Source organism: Streptomyces sp. NPDC051963, from assembly GCF_044593495.1.
Taxonomy (GTDB): Bacteria; Actinomycetota; Actinomycetes; order Streptomycetales; family Streptomycetaceae; genus Streptomyces.
This window is the reverse complement of the sequence record NZ_JBIUCC010000010.1, coordinates 267,093-288,155: the sequence shown is the minus strand read 5'-3', so window position 1 is coordinate 288,155 and position 21,063 is coordinate 267,093. Positions and strand designations below refer to the sequence as shown.

20 protein-coding genes and 1 riboswitch are annotated in these 21,063 nt (G+C 70.5%); of the genes, 4 read left to right on the top strand and 16 right to left on the bottom strand.

Annotated features, from left to right (window positions below; translation table 11 throughout):
• Positions 1-16: 16 nt before the first annotated feature.
• Complete coding sequence (locus ACIHFB_RS38255) at positions 17-1,879, top strand: AAA family ATPase (protein ID WP_400129308.1); 1,863 nt, start codon at positions 17-19, stop codon at positions 1,877-1,879.
• A gap of 24 nt (positions 1,880-1,903) precedes the next feature.
• Here the strand turns inward: ACIHFB_RS38255 and ACIHFB_RS38250 are convergent, their stop codons facing one another.
• The 10 genes from ACIHFB_RS38250 to ACIHFB_RS38205 all read right to left on the bottom strand — a co-directional run bounded on the left by ACIHFB_RS38250 (position 1,904) and on the right by ACIHFB_RS38205 (position 11,027).
• Positions 1,904-2,989, bottom strand: coding sequence for a hemolysin family protein (locus ACIHFB_RS38250; protein ID WP_365282604.1), 1,086 nt, complete (start codon positions 2,987-2,989; stop codon positions 1,904-1,906).
• Complete coding sequence (locus tag ACIHFB_RS38245) at positions 2,986-4,314, bottom strand: hemolysin family protein (protein WP_365282603.1); 1,329 nt, start codon at positions 4,312-4,314, stop codon at positions 2,986-2,988. Before ACIHFB_RS38245 ends, ACIHFB_RS38250 begins: the two co-directional genes overlap by 4 nt.
• A gap of 204 nt (positions 4,315-4,518) precedes the next feature.
• Positions 4,519-4,974, bottom strand: coding sequence for a PH domain-containing protein (locus ACIHFB_RS38240; protein ID WP_400129307.1), 456 nt, complete (start codon positions 4,972-4,974; stop codon positions 4,519-4,521).
• Positions 4,975-4,989: 15 nt separating this feature from the next.
• On the bottom strand, positions 4,990-5,847 hold the full coding sequence (hisG, locus tag ACIHFB_RS38235; protein WP_365282601.1) for an ATP phosphoribosyltransferase: 858 nt from the start codon (positions 5,845-5,847) through the stop codon (positions 4,990-4,992).
• A 51-nt stretch (positions 5,848-5,898) separates the two neighbouring features.
• Entirely contained in the window at positions 5,899-6,171 is a 273-nt protein-coding gene (locus ACIHFB_RS38230) for a phosphoribosyl-ATP diphosphatase (protein WP_257562976.1), read from the bottom strand.
• A gap of 34 nt (positions 6,172-6,205) precedes the next feature.
• A complete protein-coding gene (ribH, locus tag ACIHFB_RS38225; RefSeq protein ID WP_365282600.1) occupies positions 6,206-6,691 on the bottom strand; it encodes a 6,7-dimethyl-8-ribityllumazine synthase in 486 nt (161 codons plus the stop codon).
• Positions 6,692-6,711: 20 nt separating this feature from the next.
• Positions 6,712-8,001, bottom strand: a complete 1,290-nt coding sequence (locus ACIHFB_RS38220; RefSeq protein ID WP_400129306.1) for a bifunctional 3,4-dihydroxy-2-butanone-4-phosphate synthase/GTP cyclohydrolase II — start codon at positions 7,999-8,001, stop codon at positions 6,712-6,714.
• Entirely contained in the window at positions 7,998-8,639 is a 642-nt protein-coding gene (locus ACIHFB_RS38215; RefSeq protein ID WP_365282598.1) for a nicotinamide mononucleotide transporter family protein, read from the bottom strand. Before ACIHFB_RS38215 ends, ACIHFB_RS38220 begins: the two co-directional genes overlap by 4 nt.
• On the bottom strand, positions 8,636-9,241 hold the full coding sequence (locus ACIHFB_RS38210) for a riboflavin synthase (RefSeq protein WP_365282597.1): 606 nt from the start codon (positions 9,239-9,241) through the stop codon (positions 8,636-8,638). The genes ACIHFB_RS38215 and ACIHFB_RS38210 overlap by 4 nt, the downstream gene beginning before the upstream one ends.
• A gap of 146 nt (positions 9,242-9,387) precedes the next feature.
• A riboswitch (FMN riboswitch) is annotated at positions 9,388-9,518 on the bottom strand.
• 168 nt (positions 9,519-9,686) lie between these two features.
• Positions 9,687-11,027 (bottom strand): ROK family transcriptional regulator, encoded by a 1,341-nt coding sequence (locus ACIHFB_RS38205; RefSeq protein WP_365282596.1) that lies wholly within the window; start codon positions 11,025-11,027, stop codon positions 9,687-9,689.
• Between the two features lie 108 nt (positions 11,028-11,135).
• Here ACIHFB_RS38205 and ACIHFB_RS38200 point away from each other — a divergent pair, with 108 nt between their 5' ends.
• The gene (locus ACIHFB_RS38200) at positions 11,136-12,344 is read left to right on the top strand and encodes an MFS transporter (protein WP_400129305.1); all 1,209 of its coding nucleotides are present in this window, start codon (positions 11,136-11,138) and stop codon (positions 12,342-12,344) included.
• A 31-nt stretch (positions 12,345-12,375) separates the two neighbouring features.
• Here the strand turns inward: ACIHFB_RS38200 and ACIHFB_RS38195 are convergent, their stop codons facing one another.
• Positions 12,376-13,017, bottom strand: coding sequence for a superoxide dismutase (locus ACIHFB_RS38195; RefSeq protein ID WP_365282594.1), 642 nt, complete (start codon positions 13,015-13,017; stop codon positions 12,376-12,378).
• Positions 13,018-13,182: 165 nt separating this feature from the next.
• Between ACIHFB_RS38195 and ACIHFB_RS38190 the strand changes: the two genes are divergently transcribed.
• A complete protein-coding gene (locus tag ACIHFB_RS38190; RefSeq protein ID WP_400129347.1) occupies positions 13,183-13,815 on the top strand; it encodes a precorrin-8X methylmutase in 633 nt (210 codons plus the stop codon).
• A 45-nt stretch (positions 13,816-13,860) separates the two neighbouring features.
• On the opposite strand, the gene ACIHFB_RS38185 is transcribed toward ACIHFB_RS38190, so the two are convergent.
• The 3 genes from ACIHFB_RS38185 to ACIHFB_RS38175 all read right to left on the bottom strand — a co-directional run bounded on the left by ACIHFB_RS38185 (position 13,861) and on the right by ACIHFB_RS38175 (position 17,153).
• The gene (locus tag ACIHFB_RS38185; protein ID WP_400129304.1) at positions 13,861-15,015 is read right to left on the bottom strand and encodes a HoxN/HupN/NixA family nickel/cobalt transporter; all 1,155 of its coding nucleotides are present in this window, start codon (positions 15,013-15,015) and stop codon (positions 13,861-13,863) included.
• Positions 15,016-15,125: 110 nt separating this feature from the next.
• Positions 15,126-15,896: a cobalt-precorrin-6A reductase gene (locus ACIHFB_RS38180; protein ID WP_400129303.1), complete on the bottom strand. Its 771-nt coding sequence runs from the start codon at positions 15,894-15,896 to the stop codon at positions 15,126-15,128.
• Positions 15,897-16,019: 123 nt separating this feature from the next.
• Positions 16,020-17,153 (bottom strand): glycoside hydrolase family 6 protein, encoded by a 1,134-nt coding sequence (locus ACIHFB_RS38175; RefSeq protein ID WP_400129346.1) that lies wholly within the window; start codon positions 17,151-17,153, stop codon positions 16,020-16,022.
• Positions 17,154-17,335: 182 nt separating this feature from the next.
• Between ACIHFB_RS38175 and ACIHFB_RS38170 the strand changes: the two genes are divergently transcribed.
• Positions 17,336-18,022 (top strand): DUF5995 family protein, encoded by a 687-nt coding sequence (locus ACIHFB_RS38170; protein ID WP_400129302.1) that lies wholly within the window; start codon positions 17,336-17,338, stop codon positions 18,020-18,022.
• A 6-nt stretch (positions 18,023-18,028) separates the two neighbouring features.
• Here the strand turns inward: ACIHFB_RS38170 and ACIHFB_RS38165 are convergent, their stop codons facing one another.
• Both ACIHFB_RS38165 and ACIHFB_RS38160 read right to left on the bottom strand, forming a co-directional pair.
• The gene (locus ACIHFB_RS38165) at positions 18,029-19,726 is read right to left on the bottom strand and encodes a flavin monoamine oxidase family protein (protein WP_400129301.1); all 1,698 of its coding nucleotides are present in this window, start codon (positions 19,724-19,726) and stop codon (positions 18,029-18,031) included.
• A 292-nt stretch (positions 19,727-20,018) separates the two neighbouring features.
• Positions 20,019-20,807, bottom strand: a complete 789-nt coding sequence (locus ACIHFB_RS38160; protein WP_400129300.1) for a carbon-nitrogen hydrolase family protein — start codon at positions 20,805-20,807, stop codon at positions 20,019-20,021.
• Positions 20,808-21,063 lie beyond the last annotated feature (256 nt).

The window sequence follows — 21,063 nt, the reverse complement described above, 5'->3', positions numbered from 1 at the left end:
TTTGTGGGGGGACGTGATGGACTTCGGCACGCGGGGCCCCGAGGCCCCGGCCGACCTCGCCTGGCTGCGAGGCGTCGATGCTTACACGATGGGCGCCTATCCACAGGCGGAGGAGGAGTTCCGGACCGCGGTGCGGGTGGACCCCGGGATGGCCGACGGCTGGCTCGGACTGCACGCGCTGCGCGTCGACACGACGACCGCGCTGCTCAGGATGTTCCGCCACCGGGACCGCTTCGGCGAACAGCGCACCCGGCACCGCCGCACCCTCAACTCGTGGTACTGGCTGGGCTGGTGGGTGCAGCCCGTCCTGGAGAGCCCGCGCGACCTGCTGCTCGCGCACGCCTCCCACTGGCTGGACGGCCGGCACGTACCTGAACTCGACCGCGCCCTCGCGGGTCTGCCGCCGGTGGACACCGACCACCAGGTCCGCTTCCTGCACGCCTGCCGTGCCTATCTGGTCAAGGACTGGGAACAGCTCGTCCGGCACACCGACCCGCTGATCGACGATCCGCTGCTCGGCATCGAGGCAGGACTCTTCGGCGGCATGGCCCGGGTCCGGCTCGAGATGTACGGCCAGGCCGAACCGCTCCTCTCGTCGGCCCTGATGCGCTGCCGCAGCGAACAACCGCAGCGCAAGGAGCTGCGCTACTGGCTGGCGCGGGCGCACGAGGGAACGGGCAGGTCGGCCGCCGCGCTCCCGCTCTACCGTGCCGTGCACCGCATCGACCCCGCCTTCATGGACACCTCGGCCCGGCTCGCGGCGATCGCCGAGGGCGACGGGTACGACGACTCCACCGACCTCGCGGCGATCACACTGTCCGGCGGCCAGGACGTCATCGAGGGGCCGGACGGCATCGACCCGCTCTTCGGCATCGAGGGCCGTGACCTCAAGCTGTCCGGGCCCGACATGCCGCCGACGGGCCCGCTGCCGTCGGCGATCGACCCGGCGGTGCGGGAGAAGTCGATCGTCCCGACGCCTGCGCTGCCGACCGGCCCGACCGATCCCGCACTGCTCGAGGAGGCACTCGCCGAGCTTGAGCGCATGGTGGGTCTGGAACCGGTGAAACGCCAAGTCAAGGCGTTGTCGGCGCAGTTGAACATGGCTCGGCTGCGGGCCGGACAGGGACTGCCGGTCCAGCCGCCCAAGCGGCACTTCGTGTTCTCGGGGCCGTCGGGGACAGGGAAGACGACGGTGGCCCGGATCCTGGGGCGGGTCTTCTACGCCCTCGGCCTGCTCGGCGGCGACCACCTGGTGGAGGCCCAGCGGGCGGACCTGGTCGGCGAGTATCTCGGCCAGACGGCGGTGAAGGCCAACGAACTGATCGACTCCGCGATCGGCGGCGTCCTCTTCGTCGACGAGGCCTACTCGCTCTCCAACTCGGGATACGGCAAGGGGGACGCGTACGGCGACGAGGCGCTCCAGGTACTGCTGAAGCGGGCCGAGGACAACCGCGACCACCTCGTGGTGATCCTGGCCGGCTACCCCGAGGGCATGGACCGCCTCCTGGCCGCCAACCCCGGCCTGTCCTCCCGCTTCACCAGCCGCGTCGACTTCCCCTCCTACCGCCCCCTCGAACTCACCTCCATCGGCGAAGTGCTGGCCGCGGAGAACGGGGACGTGTGGGACGAGGAGGCACTGGACGAGCTGCGGTCCATCGCGGGGCACGTCGTCGACCAGGGGTGGATCGACGAGCTGGGGAACGGACGGTTCCTGCGCACGCTGTACGAGAAGAGCTGTGCGTACCGGGATCTGCGGTTGTCCGCCTATCCCGGCACGCTGACCCGTGACGACTTGTCGACGTTGCGGTTGCCCGACCTGATGCAGGCGTACGGGGAGGTGCTGTCGGGGCGGGGGCCGCAGGATCCGTCGGCGATGTGAGGGACCCTGCGGCTCCGCTCGCGATCAGCTCGCCAGCACCTCCTCCGCCGCCCCCGACCGGGGCTCGGACACCTTGGGCACGGCGGTGACCTCGCGATGGGCGGGGTCCCGCACCTCGCCCACCAGGAGCTCCAGCACATCCTCCAGCGCCACCAGCCCCAGGACCTTCCCGGCCCCGTCGGCCACCTGCGCAAGGTGCGTCGCGGCCCGCCGCATCACCGTCAGCGCGTCATCCAGCGGCAGCTCCGACCGCAGGGTCGTCATCGGCCGCCAGATCTGCTGCGGCACCGCACGCTCGGACTCCTCCAGGTCGAGTACGTCCTTGACGTGCAGGTACCCCATGAAGGCACCGTTGTCGGCCACGACCGGGAAGCGCGAGTACCCGGTGCGGGCGGTGAGCTCGATGATCTGGCCCGGGGTGACCGAGGGAGGGACGGTCACCAGCGACTCGCGGCCGAGGAGCACATCGGTGACCGGCCGCGAACCCAGCTCCAGCGCGTCCTCCAGCCGCTCCTGCTCCTCGGGGTCGAGCAGGCCGGCCTGGCCGGAGTCCTCCACCAGCCGGTTGAGCTGCTCGCTGGTGAAGACCGCCTCGACCTCGTCCTTGGGCTCGACACGGAAGAGCCGCAGGATGCCCTGGGCGCAGGCGCCGAGGGCCACGGTGATCGGCCTGCACAGCCGGGCGAAGGCGACCAGACCGGGGCTGAGCCACAGCGCGACCTTCTCCGGGGCGGCCATCGCGAGGTTCTTCGGGACCATCTCGCCGATGACGAGGTGGAAGAAGACCACGGTGGCCAGGGCGATGACATAGCCCAGCGGGTGGATCATCGCGTGCGGGAGGTGGATCCACTCGAAGAACGGTTCCAGTATCTTCGCGACCGTCGGCTCGGCGACCGCGCCGAGCGTCAACGAGCAGACGGTGATGCCGAACTGGGCGGCGGCCATCATCTGCGGCAGCCGTTCCAGCCCGTACAGCACCTGCCGGGCCCGGGCGGTGCCGAGCGGTTCGATCTGGCTGCGGCGTACGGAGACGAGGGCGAACTCGGCGCCGACGAAGAAGCCGTTGGTGAGCACGAGCAGCCCGGCGAACAGAAGTTGGAGCACGCTCATCGGACGGCCTCCGCGACAGCCAGAGCCGTCCTGACCAGCCGTACCCGCTCCGCGCGGTAGTGGCCGACCTGGCGCACGGCGAGCCGCCAGCCCGGCAGTTCCGCCTTGTCGCCGACGGCCGGGATCCGGCCGAGCAGATCGGCGACCAGTCCGGCGACCGTCTCGTAGGGCCCCTCGGGCACGTCGAGGCCTATGCGCTGGAGGATGTCGACGCGGCAACTGCCGTCGACGTCCCACGCGGGCCTGCCGTCCTCCGCCGGGGCGGGGGCGAGTTCGGGTACGTCCTGGCCGTCGTGCTCGTCGCGGACCTCGCCGACGATCTCCTCGACGATGTCCTCCAGCGTGACGACGCCCGCCGTGCCGCCGTACTCGTCGACGACCACGGCGATGGGCTGCTCGCTGCGCAGCCGCGCCAGCAGCGGCTGCACGGGCAGGGTCTCGGGGACCAGCAGGGGGGTCTGCGCGATCCGGGTGACGGGGGTGCGCAGCCGTTCGTGGACCGGGACCGCCAGGGCGTCCTTGAGGTGGACCATGCCGACGATCTCGTCGATCCGCTCCCGGTAGACCGGGAAGCGGGACAGACCGGTGGCGCGCGTCAGATTGACCACGTCCTCGGCGGTCGCCGACGACTGCAACGCGCTGACCTTCACGCGCGGGGTCATGACGTGCTGCGCGGTCAGCTCGCCGAGCGACAGGGTCCGTACGAACAGGTCCGCCGTGTCCTGTTCCAGGGTGCCGGCGCGGGCGGAGTGCCGGGCCAGCGAGACGAGTTCGCCGGGGGTGCGGGCGGAGGCCAGCTCCTCGGCGGGCTCGATGCCCAGGGTGCGGACGAGCCGGTTGGCGACCGCGTTCAGGCCTGCGATCACCGGGCGGAACAGCCGGGCGAAGGCGTGCTGCGGGCCGGCGACGAAGCGCGCGACCTGGAGCGGGCGGGAGACCGCCCAGTTCTTCGGCACGAGTTCGCCGATCACCATCTGCACGGCCGAGGCCAGCAGCATGCCGACGACCACGGCCACGCCGGGCACCGCGCCGTCCGGGATGCCGATCGCCGTGAACGGGCCGTCCAGCAGCTGGGCGAGCGCCGGTTCGGCGAGCATGCCGACGACGAGGGAGGTGATGGTGATGCCGAGCTGGGTGCCGGAGAGCTGGAAGGAGAGCTCCTTCAGCGACTCGACGACCGTACGGGCCCGTCGGTCGCCTTCGGCCGCGGCCTTCTCGGCGTCCGGGCGCTCGACCGTCACCAGGCCGAACTCGGCCGCCACGAAGAAACCGTTGGCGAGAATCAGCAGGAATGCGGCTGCCAGGAGCAGCAGAGGGGTGGTCATGATGCCGCCGCCTCGACGCTATGTCGACAGGGGGCGGCGCAGGTACTACAGGACGATCCGTCCATCGCCGGAGGGGGTCACTCCTCGGGTAGCAGGAACCCCTGGGCACCGGGCGGCGCGCAGGGGCGGAGGCGCAGCGAAAAACGCCTCCGCCAACAGATTAATCAAGACAGGGGCATGTGCGGCAGGGTGGACGCCCCCGAGTCAGCCGTGATGTTCCTCGGGACGCGCTGTGGAACGGGCTTCGGCGAGCGCCCGCAGGGTCCTCGCGTCTGCGATGGCACGCTGTTTGGCGATGCCCGGCTGGATGCCGAGCGCGGGCAGGCTGGTGCCGTCGCTGAGGTTGAGGAACACCCAGGGATCGCCCGGACGCAGGTTCACCTGAAGGATTTCGGCCCATTCCAGATGGCGGCTGCCGGCGATGTTCACCACCGTGACGCCCGACTCGTCGGCGACCACCTTCGGCCGGGAGAGCATGAGCAGCACACCGAAGAGCAGCGCCGCCGTGAAGACGAAGCTGAGGCGCTCCCCCGGGCTGAGCTGCTCCAGCAGCATGGCGACGGTCGTGATGACCACGAAGATCGCCGTACCGGCGGTGAGCAGCACGGCCCGGGTGTGGCCCGGCCGGAACGTGACGGGGAGGGCAGGCAGGTCGGACATGTTCTCCACGGCCCCTCAGAGGCGGCAGGCGTGGATGGCGGTGGTCAGGATGGCCCGGGCGCCGATGTCGTACAGGTCGTCCATGATCCGCTGGGCCTCCTTGGCCGGGACCATCGCACGGACGGCGACCCAGCCTTCATTGTGCAGCGGCGAGACCGTCGGGGACTCCAGACCGGGCGTGAGCGCGACGGCCTTCTCCAACTGCTCGACCCGGCAGTCGTAGTCCATCATCACGTACGTCCGGGCGACCAGGACGCCCTGGAGGCGGCGCAGGAACTGCTGCACCTTGGGCTCGGCGCTGTCCTCGGGCTCCGCGCCGGTGCGGCGGATCACCACGGCCTCGGACTTCATGATCGGCTCGCCGATGACTTCGAGGCCCGCGTTGCGCAGTGAGGTGCCGGTCTCGACGACGTCCGCGATGACCTCGGCGACTCCGAGTTCGATGGCGGTCTCGACGGCGCCGTCGAGGTGGACGACGGAGGCGTCGATGCCGTGGTCGGCGAGGTGCCCCTCGACGATGCCCTCGTACGAGGTGGCGACCGTCATACCGCCCAGGTCCTCGACGCCCTTCGCCGTGCCGGGCTTGGTGGCGTAGCGGAAGGTGGAGCGGGCGAAGCCGAGCGGGAGGATCTCCTCGGCCTTGGCGCCGGAGTCGATGAGCAGATCGCGGCCGGTGATGCCGATGTCGAGGCGGCCGGTGGAGACGTAGATCGCGATGTCGCGGGGGCGGAGGTAGAAGAACTCGACCTCGTTGTGCGGGTCGACGATCCGCAGTTCCTTGGACTCGCGGCGCTGCTGGTAGCCGGCCTCATGCAGCATCTCCGCCGCAGGGCCGGACAGGGAACCCTTGTTGGGGACGGCGATGCGCAGCATGAGGTCGGCTTCCTTTGTTCGTGCGTACGGTGCGGGTGTGCGGGTTACGGCTCAGAGGTGGGCGTAGACGTCGTCCAGGGAGATGCCGCGGGCGACCATCATCACCTGAACGTGGTAGAGCAGCTGCGAGATCTCCTCGGCGGCTGCCTCCTTGCCCTCGTACTCGGCGGCCATCCAGACTTCGGCGGCCTCCTCGACGACTTTCTTGCCGATGGCATGGACGCCCTTCTCGACCAGTTCCGCGGTGCGGGACGTGGCGGGGTCGCCGTTTGCGGCCTTGTGCTGGAGCTCGGTGAAGAGCTCCTCGAACGTCTTCTTGGACATGGTGGCGCTCACTTTACGCGGTGTGCCGACCGACCTAGCGCCACGGTTCGGATACTGAGCGGAGCGTCGCCGCGGTCGCCACCGCGGCCGTCACCGCCTCGTGTCCCTTGTCCTCGTTCGAGCCGGGCAGTCCGGCCCGGTCGAGGGCCTGCTCCTCGGTGTCGCAGGTCAGCACGCCGAAGCCGACGGGGACGCCGGTGTCCACGGAGACCTGGGTGAGGCCCTGGGTGACGCCCTGGCACACGTACTCGAAATGCGGTGTGCCGCCCCGGATGACGACCCCGAGGGCGACGACCGCGTCATAGCCCCGGTCCGCGAGGACCTTGGCCACGACCGGGAGTTCCCAGCTGCCGGGGACCCTGAGGAGGGTCGGCTCGTCGATGCCCAGGTCGTGCAGGGCGCGCAGGGCGCCGTCCACCAGGCCGTCCATCACCTTCTCGTGCCACTGTGCCGCGATGACGGCGACCCGCAGGTCGCCCACATTGCGTACGGACAGTTCCGGTGCACCCTTGCCGCTCAACGTCTCTCCTTGATGTTCTCTCACTGGTTGCCGCAGGCGGACACGGTGGCCGTGTCCAGCCAGGGCAGGTCGTGCCCCATCCGGTCCCGCTTGGTGCGCAGGTAGCGGAGGTTGTGCTCGCCCGCCTGTACGGGCATCGGCTCACGGCCGTTGACCTTGAGGCCATGGCGGACGAGCGCGTCGGTCTTGTCGGGGTTGTTGGTCATCAGGCGCACACTGCGGACGCCGAGGTCCTCCAGGATCTGTGCGCCGGCGCCGTAGTCCCGGGCGTCGGCCGGCAGGCCGAGTTCCAGGTTGGCGTCGAGGGTGTCGCGGCCGCGCTCCTGAAGTTCGTACGCCCTCAGTTTGGACAGCAGACCGATGCCGCGGCCCTCATGGCCGCGCAGGTAGACCACCACTCCCCTGCCCTCGGCCTGGATGCGCTCCAGGGAGGCACTCAACTGGGGGCCGCAGTCGCAGCGCAGGGAGTGGAAGATGTCGCCGGTGAGGCATTCGGAGTGGACTCGGACGAGGACGTCCTCGCCGTCGCCGATCTCGCCGTGCACCAGGGCGACATGCTCGACGCCGTCGACGGTGGAGCGGTAGCCGTACGCCGTGAAGTCGCCGAAGGTCGTGGGGAGATGGGTCTGCGCCTCACGGCGGACGGTGGGTTCCGAGGTCCGGCGGTAGGCGATCAGGTCCTCGATGGAGATGATCGTCAGGCCGTGCTTGCGGGCGAACGGGATCAGTTCGGGGAGGCGAAGCATACGGCCGTCCTCTCCCGCGATCTCGACGATGGCGCCGGCCGGGCGCAGGCCCGCGAGACGGGCGAGGTCGACGGCGGCCTCGGTGTGGCCGTTGCGGACCAGCACGCCGCCGGGCCGGGCGCGCAGCGGGAAGATGTGGCCGGGGCGGACGAAGTCGCCGGCCTCGGCGTCGCCGCTCGCGAGGAGCTGGAGTGTGGTGGCACGGTCGGCGGCGGAGATGCCGGTGCTCACGCCGTGCGCGGCGGAGGCGTCCACGGAGACGGTGAACGCGGTCTTCATGGACTCGGTGTTGTCCTCGACCATCTGCGGCAGCCTGAGCCGGTCCAGCTCACCGCCCTCCATGGGGGCGCAGATCAGGCCACGGCACTCGCTCATCATGAAGGCGACGATCTCGGGGGTCGCCTTCTCGGCGGCGATGACGAGGTCGCCCTCGTTCTCCCGGTCCTCGTCGTCGACGACCACGATCGGGCGGCCTGCGGCGATGTCGGCGATGGCCTGCTCGATCGGGTCGAGCGACCAGTCCTCGATGTTGTCTGTGCTGTACAGGATGGGTGCCGCGCTCATGCCGGCGCTCCTTCCAGAACGGGCCGCGCGTCGTTGCGGGAGCGCAGCCACCAGTCGCGCATGCCCCACAGGACGAGTGCGCCGTAGATGACGTAGACGAAGCCGGAGAAGGCGTAGCCGTTGGCGAAGTTGAGCGGCACGCCGACCAGGTCGACGAGCAGCCAGGCGAACCAGAACTCGACCATGCCGCGGGCCTGGGCGTACATCGCGACGACGGTGCCGACGAAGATGTAGGCGTCCGGCCAAGGGTCCCAGGACAGGGTCGGATATGCCTTGAAGAGCAGGGCCACCGCGACCGTGCCGACGGCGGCGGCGGCGACCATCGCGCCGCGCTCGCGCCGGCTGGCGAACCGCGGGGCGATCTGGCCGTCCTTCGACCGGCCCCTGCTGCGGTTCCACTGCCACCAGCCGTACAGGGCGACGGCCATGACGACGGTCTGTTTGCCGGCGCTGCCGGTCAGATGGCCGAAGAAGGCCCCGAAGAGGATGAGGCCGGAGAGGAACTGCACCGGCCAGGTCCACAGGGAGCGCTGCCAGCCGAGCGCGAGGGCGATGAGGCCGAGGACGTTGCCGATCATGTCCGACCAGAGGATGTGCTGGTCGAAGAGGACGAAGGCCTCGGAGTTCAGCCCGTTCACCGTGCTGCCCCCTGGCCCGCCGCGAGCAGCCGCTCGACGTACTTGGCGATGACGTCGACCTCGAGGTTGACCGGGTCGCCGGGCTGCTTGAGGCCGAGCGTGGTCAGGTCGAGGGTGGTGGGGATCAGGCTGACGGAGAAGTAGTCGGGGCCGGCGTCGACGACGGTGAGGCTGATGCCGTCGACGGTGATGGAGCCCTTCTCGACGACGTAGCGCGCGAGGTCCGCGGGGAGGGAGATCTTCACGATCTCCCAGTTGTCGGAGGGCTTGCGCTCCAGGACCTCGCCGGTGCCGTCGACATGCCCCTGCACGATGTGGCCGCCGAGGCGTGCGCCGACGGCCGTGGGGCGTTCGAGGTTGACGCGGGAGCCCACGGCGAGGACGCCGAGGCTGGATCGGTTCAGGGTCTCGGCCATGACGTCGGCGGTGAACTCGTCGCCCTCGTGGTCGACGACGGTGAGACACACGCCGTTCACGGCGATGGAGTCGCCGTGCTTCGCGCCCTCGGTGACGATGGGGCCACGCAGCCGAAAGCGGGACGCGTCGTCGAGGTTCTCGACGGCGGTGATCTCACCCAGCTCTTCGACGATTCCGGTGAACACTTCCCGGGTCCTCCTGCCTCTTCGGGCACGGACTCCGGGGCTGTCGATGACGACAGAATGTACGGACTGCGGCACTGGGGCGACGCCGGACGGACCCGTCCCCGAAAGGACGAGCATGATCGGCGGCGCGCACGAATGCCCGCCCGCCGCGCACTGCCTCCCATCCGGACTTTAACCGTCGGTCCAGGAATTTCACCTGGTCAACCGGCCGCTGGAGGCGACCGGGTCGCGGACTGTAACCGCCGGTTCGGACTTTCACCGACCCCGGAGTGCGCTGCTTCTGGTACACGGCCAGTGTGCCACGCCTGGCCGAAGTCCATACGGGTGAAGCATGTGCAGTGGCTCACAGGCGGCGTCTGTGGACTTCCCTGGCGGGCCGCGAGGGCTCCAACTCGGGCACTGGAGAACCGCTTTGAGATTGGTCCACACCTATTGACGCAATGGTCTAGTCCTTTCTATCGTCGTCTACCAAGGTCTCATCCCGAGCAGACCGGCCCGGCGGCGGTGACGACGGCCCTTGCCCGCCGCCGGGCCCTCCCAACCGAAGAGAGGCCGCCGGCGCGAACAGTTCCTCCTGGGCGCGGTCGCGGGCGGTCAGCAGCGCCCCGCGCAGAACCGCGCCGCCGCCCAGGCTGGTGGCGCGTACTTCTGTGGGCAGCGGTGACATCCGCGCCAAGCGGGCCTGGACGCGTTCGGCCAGTACCTCGCCGCCCGCCCGGCCCACCTCACCCGCCAGCACCAGACAGCCGGGGTCCAGTACGGAAGTGACGGCGGCGGCGCCGAGGACCACGCGGTCGGCGAGGGCGTCCAGGAAACGGCCGGCGGGCGCACCGGGCGAACCTCCGCCCGCCGCCAGCCCCACCGCCTCCCGAACGACCTCCGCGGCATACTCCGCCCCCGCGCCCCCGGAAGCCGTCAACCCGTGCTCCGCGGCGAGCGCCGCCACCGCCCCCGCCGAGGCCAGCGAGTGGAAGCCGCCCTCGCAGTCGGTCGCCGACGGCAGACCCGTGGTCCCCGGAACCGGCAGGAAGCCGATCTCGCCCGTGCCGCCGGAGGCCCCGCGGCGGAGCCGTCCGTCCAGGACGACGGCGGCGCCGATGCCCATGCCGAGCCAGAGCAGGACGAAGGTGTCACGGTCCCGGGCGGCGCCGTCGCGCATCTCCGCCAGCGCGGCGAGGTTGGTCTCGTTCTCCACGCTGACGCGGGCGTCCGGGAACCGTTCCTGAAGGACGGCCACCAGTCGGCGATGCCACTGAGGCAGGCCCGAGGTGTCCCGGAGTTCACCGCCGGCCGGGTCGATCAGGCCGGGGGCGCCGATGCCCACGGTGTGCAGCCTCCCCCACTCCGGAACGGGCTCACGCGGAGGCGCCGCCATCGCCGTGGCCTCCTTCGCCACACGCTCGACCAGCGTCACGGCCTGCTCCACCGCCGGTCCCGTGCCCGCGTCGTCGCCGATCGGCACGGACGCCTCGACGAGCACTTTGCCGAGCAGGTCGGACACGACGACGGAGACGCTCTCGGTGCGCACGTCGAGCGCGGCCAGATGGGCCCGGTCGGCGACGATCCCGTACAACTTCGCGTTCGGCCCCCGCCGCTGTGCGCCCGACTCCCCCACGACCTCGATCAGACCGGCGGCGGCGAGGCGTTCGACGAGGTCGGCGACGGTCGGCCGGGACAGCCCGGTCAGCTCCTTCAACTGCCCTGCCGTCAACGGGCCCTCCCGCTGGAGCAGACGCAGGGCGAGCCGGTCGTTGATGGCTCGGGCGGTACTCGGGGATGCGGGCATGCCGGGATCCTTCCAGATCGGCGACCGGTAATCCGCTATCTATCAGGCAGGGTTCCTGATAGTTTACGCGGCGCCAGCGAGAACCGTGAGCCAGGGAGGGGCCCGAGAATGAGTGCAGTGGTGTACGACCTACGCGAGGTGAGGCGGGCCCGCTATGCCGTGGCCGCCGTCTTCGCCGTGCACGGCGCCGTCACCGGCTCGTTCGCGACCCGTGTGCCCTGGATCCAGGATCATGCCGGGGTGAGCGCGGGCCAGTTGGGGCTCGCCCTCGCCTTTCCGGCGCTCGGCGCCTCCGTCGCGATGCCACTCGCGGGCCGTATCAGCCACCGCTTCGGCGCCCGGAACGCCCTGCGCGGCCTGATCGCGCTGTGGACGCTCTCGCTGGTCCTGCCCTCCTTCGCGCCGAACCTGCTGACGCTCTGTCTGGCCCTGTTCACCTACGGCGCCACGGCGGGCATGGCGGACGTGGCGATGAACGCGCTCGGCGTCGAGGTGGAGAACCGCCTCGGCCGGTCGATCATGTCGGGCCTGCACGGCCTGTGGAGCGCTGGCGCCCTGATCGGCTCGGCGGGCGGCACGCTCGCCGCGCACCTCGGCGCGGACGCCCGGGTGCATCACGTGCTGGCGGCGGCCATCCTGACCGTGCTGGGCGTGGCCGCCTGCACCTGGGTGCTCGACCTCCAGTCGGCCGAGGACGAGGAACCGCCGCCCCGCTTCGCACTGCCGCCACGGTCGGCGCTGCTGATCGGCGCGGTCGGGTTCTGCGCGGTGTTCGCGGAGGGCGCGAGCCTGGACTGGTCGGCGGTCTATCTGCGCGATCAGCTGGCGGCCTCGGCCGGTCTGGCGGCGGCCTGCACGACGGGCTTCACGCTCACCATGGCTATCGCCCGAATAGCCGGGGACAAGGTGGTGGACCGGTTCGGCTCCGTGCGCACGGTGCGCTCGGGCGGTGTCCTCGCCGTGCTCGGCGGGCTGCTGATCGTCGTCTCGGGTCATCCGGCGGTGGCGATGACGGGATTCGCGCTGATGGGCTTCGGGATCGCGGTGGTCGTCCCGCTGTGCTTCGCGGCGGCGGGCCGCAGCGGGACGAACCCCAGCCTGGCCATCGCGGGCGTCGCGACCATCACCTACACCTCGGGGCTGGTCGCGCCGAGCGCCATCGGCACACTCGCCCAGGCGACCAGCCTGGTGGTGTCGTTCGGCCTGGTGACCGTGTTGTCCTGCGGACTCGTCGCCTTCGCGGGCGTGCTGCGCGCCGGTGACCGGGACCGGCCGAAGGTCAGCGCTCCGCAGACCGCGGGGAGCTCCCGCGAGTGACGCGCTCGCGGGAGCGGGTAAGGCGCTGCCGTCAGGGCGCGAGCAGCAGGCTGTCGCCGCGCTCCTTGGCGGCGGCGTAACGCCGGGCCACGTCCTGCCAGTTGACGACGGCCCACATCGCGTCGATGAAGTCGACCTTCTGGTTCCTGTACTGGAGGTAGAAGGCGTGCTCCCAGGCGTCGAAGACCAGGATCGGGGTCGAGCCCTGACCGACGTTGCCCTGGTGGTCGTAGACCTGCTCGACGATCAGCCGGCCGCTGAGCGGCTCAAAGGCGAGGACGCCCCAGCCGGAACCCTGTGTGGTCGCGGCGGCCTTGGTCAACTGCGCCTTGAAACCGGCGAACGAGCCGAAGGACTCGGCGATCGCGTCCGCGAGGTCACCGACGCCGTCCGCGGCGAGGGGCTCGCCGCCGCCGTCACCGGTCATGTTGTGCCAGTAGATGGAGTGCAGGATGTGGCCGGAAAGGTGAAAGGCCAGGTTCTTCTCCAGGCCGTTGATCGCGCCCCACGACTCCTTGTCCCGCGCCTCCGCGAGCTGCTCCAGCGTGTCGTTGGCCCCCTTCACGTACGCCGCATGGTGCTTGTCGTGGTGCAGCTCGATGATCTGCGGGTTGATGACCGGTTCGAGAGCCGCGTAGTCGTACGGAAGCTCCGGGAGCGTGTAAACCGCCATGTCCAACATCCTTCGACGTTATTGCCAATGATGTGCAACTGCACGTTAACAGCAGTACGAGGGGGTTGGCAGTCGGTCCGCGCGACGGTCGGTAAGCTCGCCGCCGTGTCCACGGCTGCACTCCGTTCAAGCCGTACGACGACCGAGATCAGCGAGAAGAGCACCGTGACCACGTACGTCTACGAGAAGGACGGGGCGGCCATCTACCGCCAGTCCTTCGCCACCATCCGCGCGGAGGCGGACCTCTCGGGCCTGCCCGCCGACGTCAGCCAGGTCGCGGTCCGGATGATCCACGCCTGCGGAATGGTCGACCTGGTGCGGGACCTGGGCTACACACCAGGCGTGGTGGCCCGCGCCCGCAAGGCCCTGCGGGCGGGCGCGCCCGTCCTCTGCGACGTCCAGATGGTGGCCAGCGGTGTGACCCGCAGGCGGCTGCCCGCCGGCAACGACGTGCTGTGCACGCTGTCCGACCCGGCCGTCCCGGAGTTGGCGGCGAAGATGGGCACCACGCGCAGCGCCGCCGCGCTGGAGCTGTGGCGCGACCGGCTGGAGGGTGCCGTGGTCGCCGTCGGCAACGCACCCACCGCCCTCTTCCGGCTGCTGGAGATGATCGAGGAGGGCGCGCCCCGGCCCGCCGCCGTCATCGGCGTCCCGGTCGGCTTCGTCGGCGCCGCCGAGTCCAAGGACGCCCTGGCGGCGCACCCCTCCGGTCTGGAGCACCTGGTGGTACGGGGCCGCAGGGGCGGCAGTGCCATGGCCGCCGCCGCGGTCAACGCGATCGCGAGCGAGGAAGAGTGAGCGGTGAGCGCACCCGCTGACCGGCGGTCGCAGACGCGGGTGCCGTCAGCTCCGTTCGGCCGGGGCCGGCTCGGCCAGGCCCGCCGTCCACTTCTCCTCGATCCGGCCGACCTTCCACACCAGCAGGGCCAGCGCCCAGGTGGCGAAGAACAGGCCGACGACGACGTAGCCGATGATGTTGAGGTCGAGGCCGGACACGCGGTCCCAGAAGGGGCCGTGCAGATCCGCCTTCTCGGCGATCAGGCCGAGGAGTTCGACGGTGCCGATGATGAACGCGACGGCGACGGACAGCCCGGTGATGGTGAGGTTGTAGTAGACCTTGCGGACCGGCTTGGAGAACGCCCAGCCGTACGCGAAGTTCATGAACGAGCCGTCGATCGTGTCCAGCAGTGACATGCCGGCCGCGAACAGGACGGGCAGGCACAGGATCGCGTACCAGGGCAGCCCGGAGGCGGCGCCCGAACCGGCAAGCACCAGCAGGGCGACCTCCGTCGCCGTGTCGAAGCCGAGGCCGAAGAGGAGGCCCAGCGGATACATCTGCCACGGCTTGGTGATCGACTTCATCAGCCGGCCCAGCAGACGGTTCATGAACCCCCGGTTGTCGAGCTGCTTTTCGAGGGCGGCCTCGTCGAAGTGACCGGAGCGCATCTGGCGGAAGACCTTCCAGATCCCGGCCATGATCACCAGGTTGATGATCGCGATGAGGTAGAGGAAGGCGCCGGAGACGGTCGTGCCGATCCAGCCCGTGACGTCGTGCAGCCCGGAGTCCTCGTTCTCGACCGGGCCCGTCAGCGCCCTGACGCCGAGGGAGAGCAGGAAGGTGAGGGCGAAGACGATGGTCGAGTGGCCCAGCGAGAACCAGAAACCCACCGACAGCGGCCGCTGCTCCTGGCCCATCAGCTTGCGCGTGGTGTTGTCGATGGCGGCGATGTGATCGGCGTCGAAGGCGTGCCGCATGCCGAGCGTGTAGGCGGTGACGCCCATCCCGATGCCGAAGGTCTTGGTGCCCAGGTCGTAGTGGGCCGGAGCGACGATCACCACCAGCGTGAACCAGCCGACGACGTGCAGCGCCAGGATGAACGCGGCCATCCCGCCGACGCTCGCCCACTCCCTGCGGGTCATCGACGTACGGATGCGGTGCCACGAGAAACCGCGGGCTCCGGCAGTGGCGGAGCGGGCGGAATCGGGAGCGGTGGTCATGGAGACGCGGGCCTTACTTTTCGGCGATCGGCTGTCTTCAGCCGCGCCTTCCAGGTTTGTGCGAACCAGTTGCAGCTACAACACACCCGCGGCAAAGCTCCTGTCAGGTTTCAGTCGGCGTCGGGAAAAGGTGGCAGCCCGAGGCGCTCCCCGATCCAGCGGGCCGCCTGCTCCGGGTCCACCGCGACCGGGACCCCTTCGGGCGCGGGCGGGCGCCGGACCACGAGCACCGGCAGTCCCGCCTCGCGGGCGGCCGTCAGCTTGGGCGCGGCGGCCGCTCCCCCGCTGTCCTTGGTCACGACGACGTCGACGCGGTGACGGCGCAGCAGTTCCCGCTCCCCGGCGAGGGTGAAGGGGCCGCGGTCGAGCAGCACCTCCATGCGGGCCGGGTGCGGGGCCTCGGGCGCGTCCACGGACCGTACGAGGAACCACAGCTCGTCCAGGGACGCGAACGCGGCCAGACCCATGCGACCGGTGGTGAGGAACACCCGTCGGCCGAGCGCGCGCAGCAACTGTGCGGCCTCCTCCAGCGAGCCGGCCTCATGCCAGTCGTCGCCCTCCACCGGCACCCAGCCGGGGCGCCGCAGCGCGAGAAGGGGAACGTGGGCGGCACCGGCGGCCCGCGCCGCGTTGGAACTGATCGTCCCGGCGAAGGGATGCGTGGCGTCGACGAGCGCGTCCACCTCGTGCTCGCGCAGCCACCGAGCCAGCCCCTCGGCGCCGCCGAAGCCGCCCACGCGTACCTCGCCGGGCGGCAGCCGGGGCGTGGACACGCGCCCGGCCAGGGAGTTCGTCACCCTGAGCCCCGGCGACGCCTCGGCCGCGAGGATCTCGGCGAGGCGACGGGCCTCGGCGGTGCCGCCCAGGATCAGTACGTGCACGAAGTCCGCTTTCGTTCCGGAGTGTGAGGCGTGAACCGCGAGGCCAGGGGCGGTCGCGGCGCCCAACTCAAGCACACCGGCCTGATTCTCGACGAGTCCCGCGGGTGACGGCCGACGGCCGGGTCAGCGCGCCAGATCGTAGGCGTACGACGGTGTGAACGTGCCGGGCGCACCCTTGCAGCCGTCCGACTCGCCCGGCAGCTTCACCCACAGATAGCCGTCGATGCCAGCCTCCCCCGTGTTCAGCGTCGGCGCCCGCCCGAGCTTGCGGCCTGACGGGTCGCACCACTGTCCGCCGGCCGGGGCGCCGTTGCCGTTGCGGCTGGTGTCGATCACCGCACCCAGACCCGCCGGGCCGTCGAGGGCGTCGAGGACCTGTCGGTCGTAGGCGATCTCGGCCTCCGTGCGGTGGAAGTTGGAGACGTTGCTGAAGATGCCGTCGGAGGAGGCGGCCGAGGCGGCGCCCGCCTGTTTCAGCAGCGCCGCCTGCTCGGCCGCCGGGTTCCAGCCGGAGTGGCCCGCGTCGAAGTAGACCCGCGCCCTGGGGTTGGCGGACTTCAGGACGCGGCCCGCGCGGGCCAGCGAGGCGAAGCGGTCGGCCCGGGCACCGGCGGAGAGACAGTCGGCCTGGGCGATGGAGTCGGGCTCCAGGATCACGATCACGTCGGCGGAGCCCAGCCCTGCCGCGAAGGCGTCGATCCAGGCGTCGTACGCTCCGAGATCGGGCGCGCCGCCCTCCGAGTACCCGCCGCAGTCGCGGTCCGGGATCGCGTACGGCACCACCACCGGCACCCTGCCCTGTGCCGTGCCGCCGGAGGTGACCGCGCGCACCCGGGCGGTGATGGTGGCCGGGGTGAAGTCGGCGAACCACACCGCCGCCGGATGATCGGCTATACGGGACTCGATGACCGCGCGGCGCGGGTCGCCGGGGTTGGCGCGGACCCAGTCGAGCACCTGGGACTCGGGGTGGCGGTAGAGCCGGGTGGACTCGGCGGCGGTCTGCCGCTCCGGCTCCGTCTCCGTGGCCGAGGGGGTCCCGCTCTCTTCCTCCTTCTTCGAAGGAGAGGGCGACGGCGACGACGGGGAAGCGGACTTCTTGGTCGAGGGGGACGCCGAGGGGACCGCGGGCAGCGGTTCCAGGTGCGGCGAACCGGTCACCTCGGGCCTGGCCTCGTCGGAGCCGCGCCCGTCGTCGAGTGCGGACACCATGCCGGTGACCGTGCCGACGGCGACCACCACGGAGGCCGCCGCGACCATCGCGGCGCGCCGGACGGCGCTCCTGCGCCGGGCCCTGCGTGCGGCCAGGCGGCGGGCACGTGAGCCTGACACAGTAGTGCTCCCCCCTGTGCTCCCCCTGCGCGACGGGCGCGTTCCCCCATTCTGGGGAAGCGTCGGGCCCGGCGGCTCCGCGGACAGCCTAGGGCTGGGACCCTGCGTGCATGGGGCAATTGGAACAGATCACCACACCCGTAGACGCGGTCGTCTCCCGTATGCGCGCCCTCGACGCGACCCTGCCCGAGCGGGACGGGGTCGCCGTGTTCAACCGCGTCTACCTCGCCGTCACCGAGGCCGTCGACGGACAGATCGACGCGGGTCGGTTCGCCGACGCGCGGGCCGCGATCACGCTGGACGTGCGGTTCGCGGAGCGGTACTTGGCGGCGGTGGACGCGGGTGCCGGTGAGCGGCGACCGCCGGCCTGCTGGCGGCCGTTGTTCCAGTACCGCCGCCATCCCGGTGTACGTCCGCTTCAGTTCGCGCTGGCGGGCATCAATGCGCACATCGGTCACGATCTCGCGCTGGCGGTCGTGGACACCTGTCGTACGCTCGACTGCGCCCCGGCCGAGTTGGAGGACGAGTTCGACCGCGTGGGCGATCTCCTCGTCTCGCTGGAGGAGCGCATCCGCGAAGATCTGATGCCGGGCCCCGACCTCCTCCAGATCGCCGACCCGCTCACCCATCTGCTCGGCTCATGGAGCCTGGAGCGGGCCCGGGACGCCACCTGGTCGACGGCGCGGGCGCTGTGGGCCTTGCGTGAACTCCCCGACGTCGCCGAGGAGTTCACCGAGCGACTGGACGCGGTGGTGGGGTTCGCGGGACGGATGCTGCTCACCCCGCTGCCGGACTGATCCGGGTCAGTCCTCCGGGAGCTCCACCGGCGCGATCTCGTCGTACAGGTCGCCCGGACCGGGGTTGGTCCCGTCGGTCGCCCCGCCGAAGTGGTGCATGACGCCCCACACCGCGTTCAGCGCGGTCTGGATCGCACCCTCGGCCCAGCCCGCCGTCCAGGAGATGTCGTCGCCGGCGAGGAAGATGCCCCGCTTGTCCTCGGGCAGCCGGTCCTGCATGAAGTGCGTGAACAGGCGCCGCTGGTAGCGGTAGTGACCGGGCAGGTTCGCCTTGAACGCGCCCATGAAGTACGGCTCGTTCTCCCAGGACACCGTCACCGGGCTGCCGATGATGTGCTTCCTGATGTCGACCTTCGGATAGATCTCGCCGAGCGACTTCAGCATGACCTCCATCCGCTCGTTCGCGGACAGCGGCAGCCACTTCAGGCTGTCGTCGCACCAGGTGTACGACAGACAGATCACCGCGGGCCTGTCGGGGCCGTCGTCGAGGAGGTAAGTCCCGCGCGTCATCCGGTCGGTGAGCGTCATCGACATCACGTCGCGGCCGGTGTCCTCGTCCTTGTCGAGCCAGAAGGGCCGGTCGACCGGCACGAAGAGCTTGGAGCTCTCCATGTAGTGGGTGCGCTCGATCGCCGTCCAGTGGTCGATCGGGAAGAGCGAGTCGTCGCAGGCGATCTTGGAGAGCAGCATCCAGGACTGGGCGGTGAACACCGCGGCCTGGAAGGTGCGGATGTCGCCGTTCGCGTCGGTGACGGTGATGCGGTTGCCGGCGGTGCGGTGCAGGCGGGTCACGGCGGGGCGCGGTTCGCCGTTGTCGTGCAGGGACTTCAGCGATGTGCCGTACGCCCAGTGCACGATCTTCTCCGGCTCGCGCTCCCAGAGCCGCAACGGGAGTTGCTGGCTGCCGCCGACGATGCCGCGGTGGTGATCGTCGGCCTCGGTGTAGACGACGCGCAGGATCTCCAGGATCGAGTTGGGGAAGTCGGTGTCCCAGCCGCCGGTGCCGAAGCCGACCTGGCCGAAGATCTCGCGGTGCCGGAAGGACTTGAACGCCTCGGAGTCGCAGAGGAAGCCGTAGAAGGTCTGGTTGTCGAGCTTCTCGACGAGCCGGGACCAGATCTCGCGGATGCGCGGCACATCGCGCTCGCGCAGGGCGCGGTTCATGTCGGAGAAGTCGGCGCCCTCTTCGAGGCACTTGCTCCAGGCCTCGGCGACATCGCGGTAGACCTGCGGCAGGTCGTCGACCGTCTCGGCGTAGTGCGACTCGCCCTTGAGGTCGACCACCGTCGAAGGGGTGGTTTCCGCAAGGGGGTTGGGGAAGGGCTGGGTCTCAAGGCCGACCAGGTCGATGTAGTGCTGAAGCGCCGTGGAGGACGGCGGGAAGCGCATCGCGCCCATCTCGGCGGTGAGGGAGGGGTCGCACCCGTCGAAGCCGACGGTCCGCAGCCGTCCACCGATCTGGTCGGCCTCGTAGACAACGGGCTGCAGGCCCATCTTCATCAGCTCGTAGGCGGCCACGATGCCGGACAGCCCGCCACCGATGACCGCGACCTCGGTGCCGTGCTCGGTCGCGGGTATCTGGCCGAGGCCCGCCGGGTGGGCGAGGAAGTCGTCGTACGCGTAGGGGAAGTCCGGCCCGAACATGGTGATCGGCGGCTGCTGCGCGTCGGCGTGCTGGACGGCGTTGGGCACCGTGGACGTCATGGGGGCGGACTCCTCGCTGATTTCAGTATTCGTCGGTATCTGTCGGTCGGGGTGAGTAGAGTCGGGGCTGGTCGCCGGGAGTGGCTCGGAGACTCAAAACCTCACGTGGAGCCGGTGTAAGACCCGGGATTGTTGTCCGGGCTGTCGGCGGTGAAGCGTGAACCGTAATCTCCGCTCAGCGAGCAGAGAACGGACAATCCGGACAGAAATGTTCGGATTGCTTGGAGCCATCGAGGCTCTGAGTAACGGTACGGACTCCTTGCACGAGAGTGAGTCTGGGAGGAGCGGGACCTCAGATGAGGGCCCCGTAGAGGTCGGGGCGGCGGTCCTTCAAGTACGGATTCGCCTCGCGGGAGGCGGCGAGGATGGCGGGGTCAGCATCGGCCACCACCAACTCCTCGCCGCGGCCGGCGCGGGTGCGGGCGATCCCGTCGGGGCCGGCCAGTGTGGAGAGCCCGACGAACTCGAACTCGCCCTCCTGGCCGACCCGGTTGACGTACGCGACGTACATCTGGTTCTCGAAGGCCCGCACCGGGACGACGGACTCGGCGACGAACTGGAACGGGTGCATCTGCGCGGTCGGTACGAGGAGGAGGTCGGTGCCGGCGAGGGCGTGGGCGCGGACGTTCTCCGGGAACTCGACGTCGTAGCAGATCATGAGGCCGACGCGGAGGCCGTTCAACTCGGCCTGGACGACCGGCTGTTCGCCCGGGGTGAAGTGATCGCGCTCGAAGCAGCCGAAGAGGTGGGTCTTGCGGTAGTTGGCGAGGCGGTCGCCGTCGGCGGAGATCAGCTGGGCGGAGTTGAAGACGCTGTCGCCGTCGCGCTCCGGGTAGCCGTAGGCGATCACGAGCCGGTGCCGCGAGGCGAGGTCGGCGATCGCGTCGGCGCAGTCGCCGTCCGCGGGCTCGGCGAGGCGGGCGATGTCGTCGCCGATGGCGTATCCGGTGAGGAACATCTCCGGCGCGACCAGCAGCCCGGCACCCGCGGCGGCGGCACGGCCCGCGGCCTCGTCGAGGACCTTGAGGTTCTCGACGGTCGACCCGGGGCGGCCGGAGCTCTGGAGCAGGGCGGTGCGCATGCGTGTCCTCAACGGGGCGGAAGGGTGGTTGCGGGGGCCACGTAGACGGTACGGGTGGCTGACCAGGGCGGACAAGAAGGAGCCGTTGCGCGCCGGTGAGCGGTTCGTTGCGTGCGCCGAGGGGTGGGCGGCGATTCGTTGCGCGACCTCCGTGGTATCTCCGGTCCTCCTCGCAGCGCAGGGCCGGGCGATCTCCCCCGCCGGATGGCGGAGACCGGGCTCCGTCCCCGGCGCGATGTGCCGTGGGCACAGCGCC